This is a genomic window from Microbacterium sp. ZW T5_56, assembly GCF_044987425.1.
In the GTDB taxonomy this organism is placed as follows: domain Bacteria; phylum Actinomycetota; class Actinomycetes; order Actinomycetales; family Microbacteriaceae; genus Microbacterium.
In genome coordinates, this window is the sequence record NZ_JBJDRI010000007.1 from 114,722 (window position 1) to 127,715 (window position 12,994).

A 12,994-nucleotide genomic window follows, 5' to 3' on the forward strand; every position below is an offset into this window, starting at 1 on the left:
GCCGGCATGATCGACGACCCCCGCTTCGCCGCCGATTCCGCGCCGCGTCTCGTCCCCGAGAGTTATCCGGGGCTCTGGCCGGAGAGCTCCGTGCTCGTCACGGCGGACGGACTGTGGGAACTGCGAGACCGCGACGGCGTGCCGCTGCATGCGGGCCTGTCGTCGCCGACTCGACTCGGGCTCTGCCGGGTGGCTGTCGACGAGGAGACACGCGCTCGGGTGACCGACGGAGCGCGGACGGCTCCTCAGCTGTCGAGGGTTCTGGAGGGATTCCACGTCGTCGGCATGGACGCGAGGGTGCCGGTCCTGGCGATCGGGTCGAATGCCGCGCCGTCGCAGCTGCGTCACAAGTTCCGCGAGATCCCGGACGCACTCGTGCTTCCCTCCGTGCGGGCGCGCGTGCAGGGGGTGGGGCTCGCGTACGCGGGGTTCTTCGCCGGCTACGGAGCGCTGCCCGCCACGATCGTCCCATCGAGCGCTGCCGAGCTCGAGCTGCACGTGCAGTTCACCGATCCGGGTCAGCTCGCCGGTCTCGATCGCACGGAGGCTCCGCATTACCGTCGCGTCTGGCTCGACGCGGCGTCCGGCGTTCGCGTGGTGCTGGAGACCGGGGAGGAGCTTCCCGGCGTGTACGCGTACGTGGCTCGCGGGGGAGCGCTCACCGATGAGACGGGAGACGTGATCCGCGCGGCGATGCGCCCCACTGATGAGGGTCTCTCCCAGATCGCCGTGGTCGAGCGTCTCACGGCTGTCGGCGCGATCGCCGACGCATGGGGATCCGATGCGACCGCCCTGCGGGCGACTGCGGGTGCGCTTGCCGATGGGGGAGCTGCTGTCCTGGCCGATGCTGGCCTCCTGGCGCAGCCGTCAGCCCTCACCCGCCTCGCCGACGAGAGCGGCACGCCCAGCGCCCGCACCTATGGGCGGATGCTTCCGCCGGCTTCGAGCATCCCCACGCCGCAACCCGGCAGCGTCACCCTCGTCACCACGGTCACGCCGGCCGGGATCGAGCGTGGGGGAAAGTCCGTGGTCTCGATCACGCGGCGGCTGCACGAGTCGCTGGGCAGTCCTGATGTCGTGGAGGTTCGCTCCCACGCGCTCATCGTCGGACACGGCACCGCCGCGCCATCCGCCGTGGCGGCCGTGGTGATCCGTGCGGAATCGCCCGATGCCGCACCCGAGCACGTCGTGGAGATCGACCATGTGCTGCGCATGGCGTGCGGGCTGGAGAACGGCGAGATCGCCGAACTGAGCCCGGTGCGTCTGGAACGGGGCACCGCGGGTGACCGCGTGGTCGGCAAGCCCACCCACCTCACCATGCGCACGACACTCGCCGACCCGGCCTCCGCCGAGCGCGACGTCGTGCTCATGAGCCGACTGGCGCTGGACATCCTCGGTGTCGGCCCCGGCGACTACGTCGTGGTGGAAGGGGCGGGCACGGGAGCGGGTGACGCCCCGGCGGGAGAGATCCCCACCGTGATGCTCAAGGCGTTCGAGGCTCCGGGCTCCGTCGAGGACACGCGCCAGCGCATCACCGGAGGGACGTGGGGCGCGCGCTTCCCCGCCGCGGAGGAGACGCTCGGGGTGCGCCCTGATCTTCCGTTGGCCTTCCTGGACTTCGAGCTGCGCACGCGCTTGGGGATCGCCGGTCAGACCCTCGCCACAGTTCGCGTACGCCCCGCCCGACTCCCGCAGTTCTGGTCGGAGCTGCGCGAGATGCTCCTCATCCTCGCGGTCGCCTTTCTGGGTGTCGTGGTCGTGGCTCCGTGGCCGTGGCTGCAGATGCTGCTCATCGTCGCGCTGGTCGTGATGTCGCTGTGGCTGATCGTGCAGCGACTACGGCGCCGCCTCACTCACGTCCTGCGCCGCGGACAGAGCCGCGGGCGCTGAATGACGAGCCTTCCGCGACACGGTTTGCGTACGTTTCGCACACAGCGGCGGAATCTGGCAGAATGGAACTTCGGATTGCGTGCTCGACCCTCTATCCAGCGCGCATCCACCCCAGAGCTTCCGCCGGGTGTGCACCCCACGCTCCAGGCGATCGGTTCGTTATTCCTCTTCTACATTTCTTGGAGAATTGTGGCTGTCAAGATTCGCCTCAAGCGCCTGGGCAAGATCCGGGCCCCCTACTACCGCATCGTCGTCGCCGACTCGCGCACCAAGCGCGACGGTCGTGTGATCGAGGAGATCGGCAAGTACCACCCCACCGAGGACCCCTCGATCATCGAGGTTGACTCCGACCGTGCTCAGTACTGGCTGTCGGTCGGCGCTCAGCCCACCGAGCAGGTTGCCGCGCTGCTGAAGCTCACCGGCGACTGGGGCAAGTTCAAGGGCGACAAGGACGCGAAGTCCACCGTCAAGATCAAGGGCGAGGCCGAGACCTTCGTGGCGGATGCCGCTAAGAAGTCGGTCATCAAGCCGAAGGCGGAGAAGAAGGTGGAGGCGCCTGCTGAAGACGCCGCTGCCGAGGCTCCCGCCGCGGACGAGGCCGCTCCGGCCCCGGCCGACGCCGAGTAATCGCTGTGCTGTCCGCCGCGCTCACACACATCGTCTCGGGGATCGTTGATCACCCGGAGGACGTGAAGGTCACATCGTCCACCTCGTCACGAGGTGAGGTCCTGGAGGTGCATGTGCATCCCGAGGACCGCGGACGCGTGATCGGGCGCGGCGGACGAACCGCGAAGGCCCTGCGGACGCTGATCTCGGCCCTGGCCGACGGCGCCCGCGTCCGCGTCGACGTCGCGGACGACTGATGCCCGCGCATCAGGACAAGACGCAGCTCCGAGTCGGACGCCTGGTCAAGGCACACGGACTCAAGGGCGCGTTCAAGCTCGAGCTGTACACCGACGACCCGGACCGACGGTTCGTTCCGGGAGCGGAGTTCACTCTGCAGGTTCCCGAGTCCTCTCCGTGGCACGGCAAGACCATCACGGTGCGCGAGTTCCGCTGGATGAACAGCCACGCCGTCGTCTTCTTCGAGGGTGTGGAAGACCGCAGCGCCGCCGATGAGCTCGTGCGTGCCATCCTCTGGATCGACCAGGATGCCGACGCAGAATCCGACGAGGACGACGCCTGGTACGACCACCAGCTCGTGGGCCTCGACATCGTGCGCGATGGAGCCGTCATCGGTCGTCTCGCCCGCGTCGAGCACATGCCCGCGCAGGATCTGCTGATCGTGAAGACCATGGCTGGTGATGAGGTCATGGTGCCGTTCGTGTCGGCGATCGTTCCCGAGGTGGACATCCGCGCCGGTCGCGTGACCATCACCCCGCCTCCCGGACTCTTCGAGGAGCTTGAGCCGGCGGCGGATGACGCTGTGGCGGAGACCGCGCAGGAAGCGGACGGCGAGGACTGATCGTGCGCATCGACGCGATCTCGATCTTCCCGCAGTTCTTCGACGTCCTCGAGGTCTCCCTCCTCGGCAAGGCTCGACAGAGCGGCATCCTGGATGTGCGCGTGCACGACCTGCGTGACTGGACGCACGATCGTCACCGCACGGTGGACGACACGCCGTACGGCGGCGGCGCCGGCATGGTGATGAAGCCGGAGCCCTGGGGCGAGGCGTTGGACGCCATCGCCGCGGACAGCGACACACGACCCATCTTCATCTTCCCCTCACCCGCGGGTGAGGTCTTCACGCAGGCGAAGGCCCGCGAACTCGCTACGGCCGAGCATCTCGTCTTCGGCTGCGGCCGCTACGAGGGCATCGACGAGCGCGTCTTCGACTACGCCCGCGAACTCGGCGATGTCCGCCTGATGAGCATCGGCGACTACGTCCTCAACGGGGGAGAAGTCGCCGTAATGGCGATGGTCGAGGCCATCGGCCGGCTCATCCCGGGCGTTGTCGGCAATCCCGAGAGCCTGGTCGAGGAGTCCCACGAGGATGGCCTCTTGGAGTACCCCTCGTACACCAAGCCCTCGGTCTGGCGCGAGCGCGAAGTGCCGCCTGTCCTGCTCAGCGGCAACCACGGCGCCGTGGACCGGTGGCGTCATGACCAGCAGGTGGAGCGCACGCGCGAGCGCCGCCCCGACCTGCTCGCCGAAGACTGAACCTTCTCAGCTCGGCAGCGTGATGCGCTGCGCGATGTGAAGCGGCAGCAGCTCTCGGACGCGTCGCAGCACACCGATCGGCGCGGGCGAGTACTCCGGGTGCCGGTGGAAGCTGCGCACAAGCGGAACGAACCGTTCATCGAACCGACCCGCGAGGGCATGGGCGAGCAGGCACACCGCGACTCTCGCACCAGGGGCATCGTCCGGCCGGGCGAGAGCCTGATCCAAGCAGTCCGTCGCCGCCCCGAGATCACCCTGAGCCAACGCCTCGCCGAGGAGCGAGACGAGGGTCTCGAGCATCGGATCGTCCGGGACAGAGCGTGGCAGGCGGATGTCGAGGGTCGTGTGTTCGCTCGCGGCCGTGTCGCCCTCGAACGTCGCGGTCACAACGGACCACGGTCCGGACGCGACGATCACAGCGATGGTGGCGTCGTGCACGCTTCCGGACCGAAGGTGCGACTCGATGAGTTCCGCAAGCGTGTCCGTGCCGGTCACGCCGGTCAGCACATCATCGCGGAGGCCAGCCAGGCGCTCGACGGCGGCACGGGTTGCGGGCAGCCCGCGAGAAGTCAACGCGAACGAGCTGCCCGCGAACAGGTCAGGGGAAGCGATGACGGACTCCGCGAGGATCTGTCGCAACGTCCATGAGACGGCGCGCGCGGGTATGACGGAGTCGGCGTCATACCCGGCGGGCAGCGCGCGGCGGATTCGCTCCTCGATGACCGCGACGCGCAACGTCGCCGGCACATCCGTATTCGCTAACTCATCGTCCGTCGCCGAGAACAGCCAAGCACCTTCGGCGAACGGACCCACGGCCGTGATCCAGGTGCTCGCAACGTGCTCCTCGGAGCCCGCAAGATGTGCCAGCAGGTCCCGAGCGTAGCGATCTGCGACGCCGGTGAAAGCCAGGAAGGCGGCCGCGGCGAGACGCACGAGGAGTGACGGGGAGGTGCGGACAAGCTGACCGGCACGCTGGGCGCGCGCTGCATGTTCCGGACTCTCGGCCGAGGTCGAGGTCACGAACCCCGCCAGCAGCAGTCGATCGACGAGCAGCACCGGATCGTCCGTGTCCAGATCGATTGCGGGTGCGTCGGCCAGCAGTCCGAGCAACGCGAGAAGGCGCCACGCCTCGGCGTCGTCGGTTCGTTCGGCGTGCGCACGGATGACCTGACCGTGCGCCGCGACCGCCTCCGCGTACTCGGTTCGGGCGTCCAGATCACGGGGCGACACGACGAAGTGGGTCTCACCCACGGCGATTCGGGAGAGATAGGCCATCGCGGTCGCGTTGTCGCGACCGACCAGCTCGGCGAGGAAGGGGATCGCCGCGCCCGAGGCCGAGAAGACGGATCCCTGGTGGGTGGTGGCCGAGTACAGGCCATAGGCACCGTACGCGACGTCTCCGTCGTCATCGCTGGTGATCGCCTCCAGATAGGTCGGCGTGTCAGTGGCGGCGCCGTAGGCGTCCTCCAAGGAATCCCAGTCGACGTCGTTCAGCCCCCGTGGCGCCGAGGTGAGCCCGCGAAGCGGCGGCCGTTCCAGACCGTCGTCCTCGATCTCCTCGTACTCCTGCTCGTCGAACGGCGGCAGGGCAGCGGGGTCGAAGTAGTCCATCGCGACCGTGACGAGCTCAGTCGACGCCGAGGCTCAGTCGACGCCCAGGAAGCCGCGATCGGTGAGCACGATCGGTCCGTCCGCCGTGATCGCCACGGTGTGCTCACTGTGCGCACCGCGTGAACCGTCGGCGGACTTGAGCGTCCAGCCGTCGGCGTCGGTGACGAGCTCGTCGGTGTCTGCCAGCAGCCAGGGCTCGATGGCGACGACCAGGCCGTCGCGCAGCGGGTAGCCACGAGCAGCCTTGCCGTTGTTCGCGATGTGCGGGTCGCCGTGCATCGTGTGCCCCACGCCGTGGCCACCGAAGTCGGTGTTGATGGAATAGCCCTCCGCATGGCAGATCTCCGCGATGGCGGCCGAGATGTCGCCGATGCGCTTGTCCGTCGTGGCCGTGGCGATGGCCGCAGCCAGCGCGCGCTGCGTGGTGTCGATCAGGCGGAGATCCTCGTCGCGCGGGGTGCCGACGACGAAGGAGACGGCGGAGTCCGCCACCCATCCGTCAACCGAGGCGGCGAAGTCGAGCGAGACCAGGTCGCCGTCACGGAGCGTGTAGTCGAAGGGGACGCCGTGCAGCACGGCGTCGTTGATCGACGTGCAGATCACCTTGCCGAAAGGGCCCGAACCGAACGACGGTGCGTAGTCGATGTAGCACGACTCGGCACCGGCCTTGCGGATCATGTCGTGGGCGTGGCGATCCAGGGTGAGCAGATTCGTGCCCACCTTCGTCTCGTCACGCAGCGTCGCCAGCACCTCCGCGACGAAGCGTCCGGCCGGACGCATCTGCTCGATCTCGGTGGGCGTGCGCAGTTCGATCATGATTTCCCTTCGGTGTATCTCTCATTCTTCCGTATATCCGCAGGGGGAGTGCTGAACGCCGTTCGGATTCCGACCCCACGCCCCGGGGAACGGGGCTAACATGACCAAATGGTGATCCGTCGCGCGATGTACAGCTGGTTGCTTCCGGCGGCCTTCGTTCTGCCTGTGTGGCTCCTGGTGGGCTGGGCGATCTTCAATCAGAACGGCCTCGCGCTGCTGCCGGTCCTGCTGATCTTCGCTCCGGCCGTCTTCGTCAGTGAACTCGTCCTCATGCTCCTGGTGCGCTCGCGCCCGGGCGTTCGCGCCCAGCGCGCACTCTCGTGGTGGGATGTCACCGGGTTCGGATTCTGGCATCTGCTGACCATCGGCGTGGGCTTCTACGCTCAGCAGCTGTTCGCTCTCAACCTCGTGCTGGCGATCCTCGCCGCTGTCGGCGTGCTCTGGCTGTGCCTGTGGCAGCTGTGGACCAGCACGAAGACCGCACGTACACCGCTGCTCATTCGGGAGACCTTCGATCGCGTTCGCCCGGGTGGTGCGGGTTCCATGACGGTCGAGGACATCGTCGTCGTCGAGGAATCGCGGCCAGGGCACCCTGCCCACTCCTGACGCATTTGGCGGGGCGATCCGCGACGTGCGATAATTGATTCTTGTGCCGTGATCATGCACGCTTCGGCCTGCCCACGCGAACACTCCGCCACAGGGGAGTACCGGCTGCAAGGCGCACGAAACAGCATTTCTCATTCATTCTTATGCGACTGACCTGTGGCGGGCGCAGGAAGTGAAGATCATGCAGATCCTCGACTCCGTCGACGCAGCCTCGCTGCGCTCCGACATTCCGGCTTTCTACCCGGGTGACACCGTCAAGGTGCACGTGAACATCATCGAGGGCTCGCGCTCTCGTATCCAGGTTTTCCAGGGCGTCGTCCTGGGCCGCCAGGGTGATGGCGTTCGCGAGACCTTCACGGTCCGCAAGATCAGCTTCCAGGTGGGCGTCGAGCGCATCTTCCCGGTGCACTCGCCGGTGATCGACCACATCGAGGTCGTCACCCGCGGTGACGTGCGTCGCGCGAAGCTGTACTACCTGCGCAACCTCCGCGGCAAGAAGGCGAAGATCAAGGAGAAGCGCGAGAACTGACTCTCGCCTCTCAGGCAGCACCCCGTGACTCCGGTCCGGGGTGCTGTCGTCTTTCCCTCCGGTGCGTGCGGACTTCAGGGGCTTCACAGGCGCGTCGCCGCGCGAATCGCCGGGACCCGGTGGCGGAGTGTGGAACGATTGAGTCGGTGCGCGGTTTCTCGTTCGCGCCATGAAGGATGCCATGTCAACTGCCGAGCCATCAGCCCCGCTCACCCGCCGAGATGCTCGGCGTGCCGCCCGCGATGACGCTGACAATCGTTCCCGTGGATGGGGAGTGTTCCTCCGCGACGTCGTCGTCATCGTGCTGATCGCGCTGCTGGTGTCGTTCCTGGTGAAGACCTTCGTGGTCCGTTCCTTCTACATCCCGTCGGGATCGATGGAGAACACGCTGCAGGTGGATGACCGGATCCTCGTGGACGAGTTGACACCGCGCTTCACCGACTATCAGCGCGGCGACATCATCGTCTTCCGCGATCCGGGCGGATGGCTGGAGGGACAGGCTCCCGCACCCTCAAAGGGAGCGTTCGTCGACAGCGTCGAATGGGTGCTGTCACTGGTGGGCCTCGCCGCCCCCGACAGCTCAGACCACCTCATCAAGCGCATCATCGGCGTGCCGGGCGACCACGTCGTCTGCTGCAATGCGCTGGAGCAGATCGAGGTCAATGGCGTGCCATTGGAGGAGTCGTCCTACGTGAAGCTCGCGCCCGGGCAGAGCATGCCCAGCGTGGTCCCCTTCGACGTCACCGTGCCGGCGGATTCGTACTGGGTGATGGGCGATAACCGCGACCGCTCCCGTGACTCCCGGTACAACCAGGACCAGCCGGCGAAGGGATTCGTGCCGAGCGAGGACGTCGTCGGACGTGCCTTCCTCCGGACCTGGCCGTTCGATCGCTTCGGCGGACTCGGCACAACCGGCGACTCGTTCGCCGGCGTCCCCGATTCCGAATCCGACGGCGAACCATCAGATGAGCCGAGTCCGGCGGCCACAGCGGGATGAGTCCGATTCTGCCCACGCTCCATCTCGAGCGGGAACTGTTGCGTGAACACCGCTGGATCATCGCCTGCGATGAGGTGGGTCGCGGAGCGCTTGCCGGTCCGGTCACCGTCGGGGCGGCGTTCTTCGACGCATCTCGCCTGGCTGAGCCGATCCCGGACGGCCTCCGCGACTCGAAGCTCATCGTCGAGAAGAAGCGTGCGGATGTCGCTGAGCGGGCGGCCTCGTGGGTCGGCGCCAGCGCGCTGGGCTGGGCCTCTGCCCAGGAGATCGACCAGGTGGGCATCATGCGAGCGCTCGGGCTTGCCGCCATTCGCGCCATCGAGGGACTCGCCGCTCTTGAGCTCGACCCCGCGGAGGGCATCGTCATCCTCGATGGCAATCACGACTACATCTCGCCCGCCGGAGGGTGGAGCTATCGCGTCCGACCCGTGATCAAGGGCGACCGTGATTGCGCGTCAGCATCGGCGGCGTCGGTGATCGCGAAGGTCGAACGCGACTCCCTGATGGAGCGTCTGCACCTCGACGCGCCCGTCTACGGCTGGGACCACAACAAGGGGTATGCGAGCCAGGCTCATCGCGACGCTATTGAGGCGCACGGGATATCCGCGCATCACCGCGCATCGTGGTCGTTCAGCGGCAACACGCTGTTCTGACCTGGTAGGGGCTGCGTCCGTGCCTGCCTTCGTCGCGGCATAGGATGGAGGCAATATGGATGAGGAAGCTTTCGACGACTACGACCGCGAGCTCGAACTGGCGCTCTTCCGCGAGTACCGCGATGTGGTGCGTCAGTTCACGTACGTGATCGAGACCGAGCGTCGCTTCTACCTTGCCAATGACGTTCAGTTGGAGCGACGCGACTCCGAGCACGACTTCTATTTCGAGCTCACCATGAAGGACGTATGGGTGTGGGACATCTACCGTGCCGATCGCTTCGTCAAGTCGGTCCGCGTTCTCACGTTCAAGGACGTGAACATCGAAGAGCTGTCCAGCAGCGATTTCCAGCTGCCGGCGGACCTGTCTCTCGACGGCGACCAGTAGCCTGCGACGTGACATCGCCCTCCCGTGGATAACGCGGGAGGGCGATTTCTGTGATTGCCGACTCACGGGTCCTCGTTGGAGCTGTCGCTTCCTCCCCAGGTGACACCTGCGGCCAAGTGATTCGAGAACGGCGCCTCTGCTCTCCATGAAGCCCGTCCATCGGCGAGCCTCGGGGAATGGCAGCGAAGGATGAACGGGGTCGGGCGGGCGAGGATCGCGCGTGCGCGTATCTGGCGGCGCAGGGGTTTCGCGTTGTGTCGCGCAACTGGCGAACCACATCGGGGGAGCTGGACATCGTGGCGGTGCGTGGGAGATCCCTCGTCGTCGTCGAGGTGAAGACTCGCCGCACGACGGACTACGGCGACCCGCTGGCGGCGGTGGATAGGCGCAAGCTCGCGCAGGTGTGGCGGCTGGCTCTCGGCTGGGTGCGTGAGCATCCCGAGGAGTCTCGAGGTCGTACCGTACGCGTCGATGTCATCGGCATCACGGGTGAGGACCCGGCGACGGCGGATCTCGCCCACCTGGAGGATGTCCGATGAGCGTCGCGCGGACGTGGGCCGTGGCTCTCAACGGCATCGAGGGAGCGATGGTGGAGGTGGAGGCTGACCTATCGGCTCACACGCCCGGCTTCGATCTGATCGGCCTTCCCGACAAGGCGCTCGGCGAAGCGGCACGGCGCGTGCAGAACGCCTGCGCGAACCAGGATCTCCCACTCCCGCGCCGGCGCATCACGGTCAACCTGTCACCGGCGAGTCTTCCGAAGCGCGGCGCGGGATTCGATGTCGCCGTGGCGATCGCCGCGCTCGCGACGGAGCTTCCGCTGGATGCGGCATCCCTCGCGCGGACGGCGCATGTGGGCGAGCTGGGGTTGGACGGACGCCTGCGACCCCTGCCGGGAGCACTCCCGGCAGTCCACGCAGCCGTACGGGCTGGAATCGAGCGTGTGGTGGTGCCCGCTGCTTGCCGAGCCGAGGCCGAGCTGGTCTCAGGAGCAGAGGTCGTTGCCGCGGTGAACCTGACGGACGTTGCGCGAGCCCACGGTGCCCAGATCGACCCGCGGGACGAGCAACCGCTTCGGACATCCGCTGTCGTCGGTGACGAGATGCCGGATCCGCCGGACCTCGCCGACGTCGTCGGACAACGCACAGCGGTCGAGGCGCTGATCGTCGCTGCCGCGGGCGGTCACCACATGCTGCTCAGCGGCCCGCCCGGCGCGGGGAAGACGATGCTGGCGGCACGCCTGCCTGGTCTGCTGCCGGATCTCGACGAGCGTCGCGCGCTCGACGTGGCGTCGGTGCGGTCGCTGTGCGGTGAACCCGTGATGCGCCTGCCACGCATCGCCCCTTTTGAAGCTCCCCACCACTCCGCAACGATCCCGTCACTGATCGGCGGGGGTTCCGGCGTGATCCGCCCTGGTGCCATCGCCCGAGCCGCGCACGGTGTCCTCTTCTTGGACGAGGCGGCCGAGTTCGCCTCATCAGCCCTCGACGCGCTGCGCCAGCCGCTGGAATCGGGAACGATCACCATCCATCGGACGGGTGTCACGGCCTCATACCCGGCGCGGTTCCAGCTGATCCTCGCCACCAATCCGTGCCCGTGTGGCAACTACGGCGTTCGCGGCGCGGAGTGCACGTGCCCGCCGGCCGCGGTGCGGCGGTATCTGACCCGACTGTCGGGTCCCCTGTTGGACCGGATCGATATCGAGCTGCCAGTGACGCGAGTGACGGTGGCCTCAGGTGGGGAACGAGTGACGACAGCGCAGGCGCGGGAACGGGTTCTCGCGGCGCGCGAGCGTGCACGACGACGCCTGACGGACACACCGTGGCAGATCAATGCCGAGGTCGCCGGTTCCTGGCTGAGAACGGGGCCGCGGCGTCTGGCGTCGGCGGTGTCCTCGCCCCTGGATCAGGCGCTTCGCCGTGGGGCACTGACGCTGCGCGGCTATGACCGCGTGCTGCGGCTGGCGTGGACGCTTGCGGACCTCCGCGGCTCCGACGAACCGGAACTGGAAGACGTGGGCCGTGCGCTGGCGCTGAAGAGGGGAGTGGGGCTATGAGGGAGCGGTGTTCGGAAGGCGGACGAGGGACGTCACCGGCGGGGGCGATCGGAGGAGTGCTGTGAGCGAGCGAGATGGCGGACGGGGGATGTCGGCGGCGACAACGCGGGAGGTGCTGCGGAGCCGGCGGCTCGCACACACGTCGGATGAGGCCGATGTCCGCATCGCATGGAGCCAGGTGATCGAACCGGGGGACGCGGATGCCGGAGTGCTGATCGGTCGACACGGCGCTCGCGACGCGTGGGAACTCCTCCGTCGGGGTGCGGCCGCGCTGACGGCGGCGGCGCCGGACGGCGAATCGGGACGCTGGCGCAAGGCGCACGCACGATGGGCTCCGCGTTTGGCTGCCGTCGATGTCGATCAGCAGCGGGAGCGTGCCGGCCGATCTGGAGCGAGGCTCCTGGTACCGGGTGATCCTCAGTGGCCGGCTGGGCTTGACGACCTTCAGGAATCGGGGCCGCTCCTGCTCTGGGTGCGCGGCGGTGCCGATCTGCTGAGCACAGAGCCCAGCGTCGCGATCGTCGGAGCGCGCGCGTCAACCGGCTATGGAGAGCAGATCACGGTCGAGATCGCGGGGGATCTGGCGACGCGTGGTATCGGTGTTGTCTCGGGCGCCGCATACGGCATCGACGGAGCCGCGCACCGCGCCGCGCTCGCCTGCGACGGGGTGACGGTCGCCATACTCGCGGGCGGCGTCGATCGGGTCTACCCGGCCGGGCATGCCGCCCTGATCGCGGAGATCGCTCGTGCGGGCGCGGTGGTGAGCGAGGTCCCCCTCGGCAGTGAGCCGACCAAGTGGCGGTTCCTCGCTCGAAACCGGCTGATCGCGGCGATCACGGACGCCACCCTCGTGGTGGAGGCCGGGTGGCGCAGCGGCTCGTTGAACACCGCTGGACACGCAGCAACGCTGGGAAGGCCGCTCGGTGCGGTGCCCGGCCCCGTCACATCGGCCGCATCATCGGGCTGTCATCGCCTGCTGCGCGAGTACGACGCGGTGTGCATCACGGGAGCCGATGACGTGATCGAGTTGCTGCCGGGGGTATCCGTCAGTTCAGTGGACGAGGTGCCGGCGGAACTCCCGGAAGCCAGTCGGCTCGATGCCGTGCTCTCTGCCCGCATCGCACGCACATCGGAGGACCTGGCGGCCCGCGCCGGAATCTCGATCGCCGATGTGGAGGCGCTGCTCGGGCTCTGGTCGCTCACAGGGCGCGTGGAACGAGACGGAGCCGGGTGGCGTGCCCTGCGAGGGACGTAGAGGTGGTTCGGCAAGGGGGTGGTGCGGCAGGGGTGG

At 67.8% G+C, this 12,994-nt stretch carries 15 protein-coding genes; 13 read left to right on the forward strand and 2 right to left on the reverse strand.

The window, feature by feature from the left end; all coding sequences use genetic code 11:
* Positions 1–6 precede the first annotated feature (6 nt).
* The 5 genes from ACI3KU_RS05340 to trmD all read left to right on the forward strand — a co-directional run bounded on the left by ACI3KU_RS05340 (position 7) and on the right by trmD (position 4,050).
* On the forward strand, positions 7–1,890 hold the full coding sequence (locus ACI3KU_RS05340; RefSeq protein WP_404921253.1) for a hypothetical protein: 1,884 nt from the start codon (positions 7–9) through the stop codon (positions 1,888–1,890).
* Positions 1,891–2,079: 189 nt separating this feature from the next.
* Entirely contained in the window at positions 2,080–2,517 is a 438-nt protein-coding gene (gene rpsP / locus ACI3KU_RS05345) for a 30S ribosomal protein S16 (protein ID WP_404921254.1), read from the forward strand.
* A gap of 5 nt (positions 2,518–2,522) precedes the next feature.
* Entirely contained in the window at positions 2,523–2,753 is a 231-nt protein-coding gene (locus ACI3KU_RS05350) for an RNA-binding protein (protein ID WP_404921255.1), read from the forward strand.
* Entirely contained in the window at positions 2,753–3,355 is a 603-nt protein-coding gene (gene rimM, locus ACI3KU_RS05355) for a ribosome maturation factor RimM (RefSeq protein ID WP_404921256.1), read from the forward strand. Before ACI3KU_RS05350 ends, rimM begins: the two co-directional genes overlap by 1 nt.
* A gap of 2 nt (positions 3,356–3,357) precedes the next feature.
* Positions 3,358–4,050, forward strand: a complete 693-nt coding sequence (gene trmD, locus ACI3KU_RS05360) for a tRNA (guanosine(37)-N1)-methyltransferase TrmD (RefSeq protein ID WP_404921257.1) — start codon at positions 3,358–3,360, stop codon at positions 4,048–4,050.
* A gap of 6 nt (positions 4,051–4,056) precedes the next feature.
* Here trmD and ACI3KU_RS05365 read toward each other — a convergent pair whose 3' ends face one another.
* Both ACI3KU_RS05365 and map read right to left on the reverse strand, forming a co-directional pair.
* Positions 4,057–5,661 carry a hypothetical protein gene (locus ACI3KU_RS05365; RefSeq protein ID WP_404921258.1) on the reverse strand — a complete coding sequence of 535 codons (1,605 nt, stop codon included), beginning with the start codon at positions 5,659–5,661 and terminating at the stop codon, positions 4,057–4,059.
* A gap of 33 nt (positions 5,662–5,694) precedes the next feature.
* The gene (gene map, locus ACI3KU_RS05370) at positions 5,695–6,477 is read right to left on the reverse strand and encodes a type I methionyl aminopeptidase (protein ID WP_404921259.1); all 783 of its coding nucleotides are present in this window, start codon (positions 6,475–6,477) and stop codon (positions 5,695–5,697) included.
* Between the two features lie 108 nt (positions 6,478–6,585).
* Between map and ACI3KU_RS05375 the strand changes: the two genes are divergently transcribed.
* The 8 genes from ACI3KU_RS05375 (at position 6,586) to dprA (ending at position 12,958) form a co-directional block, all read left to right on the forward strand.
* The gene (locus tag ACI3KU_RS05375) at positions 6,586–7,083 is read left to right on the forward strand and encodes an MFS transporter permease (RefSeq protein ID WP_404921260.1); all 498 of its coding nucleotides are present in this window, start codon (positions 6,586–6,588) and stop codon (positions 7,081–7,083) included.
* Between the two features lie 181 nt (positions 7,084–7,264).
* Positions 7,265–7,612, forward strand: a complete 348-nt coding sequence (gene rplS, locus ACI3KU_RS05380; protein WP_404921261.1) for a 50S ribosomal protein L19 — start codon at positions 7,265–7,267, stop codon at positions 7,610–7,612.
* A gap of 181 nt (positions 7,613–7,793) precedes the next feature.
* Positions 7,794–8,609 carry a signal peptidase I gene (gene lepB, locus ACI3KU_RS05385; RefSeq protein WP_404921262.1) on the forward strand — a complete coding sequence of 272 codons (816 nt, stop codon included), beginning with the start codon at positions 7,794–7,796 and terminating at the stop codon, positions 8,607–8,609.
* A complete protein-coding gene (locus ACI3KU_RS05390) occupies positions 8,606–9,262 on the forward strand; it encodes a ribonuclease HII (RefSeq protein WP_404921263.1) in 657 nt (218 codons plus the stop codon). The genes lepB and ACI3KU_RS05390 overlap by 4 nt, the downstream gene beginning before the upstream one ends.
* Positions 9,263–9,317: 55 nt before the next feature.
* Positions 9,318–9,647: a DUF2469 domain-containing protein gene (locus ACI3KU_RS05395; protein WP_404921264.1), complete on the forward strand. Its 330-nt coding sequence runs from the start codon at positions 9,318–9,320 to the stop codon at positions 9,645–9,647.
* 176 nt (positions 9,648–9,823) lie between these two features.
* The gene (locus ACI3KU_RS05400; RefSeq protein WP_404921265.1) at positions 9,824–10,186 is read left to right on the forward strand and encodes a YraN family protein; all 363 of its coding nucleotides are present in this window, start codon (positions 9,824–9,826) and stop codon (positions 10,184–10,186) included.
* The gene (locus ACI3KU_RS05405) at positions 10,183–11,703 is read left to right on the forward strand and encodes a YifB family Mg chelatase-like AAA ATPase (protein WP_404921266.1); all 1,521 of its coding nucleotides are present in this window, start codon (positions 10,183–10,185) and stop codon (positions 11,701–11,703) included. Before ACI3KU_RS05400 ends, ACI3KU_RS05405 begins: the two co-directional genes overlap by 4 nt.
* Positions 11,704–11,764: 61 nt before the next feature.
* Positions 11,765–12,958: a DNA-processing protein DprA gene (dprA, locus tag ACI3KU_RS05410; RefSeq protein WP_404921267.1), complete on the forward strand. Its 1,194-nt coding sequence runs from the start codon at positions 11,765–11,767 to the stop codon at positions 12,956–12,958.
* Positions 12,959–12,994 lie beyond the last annotated feature (36 nt).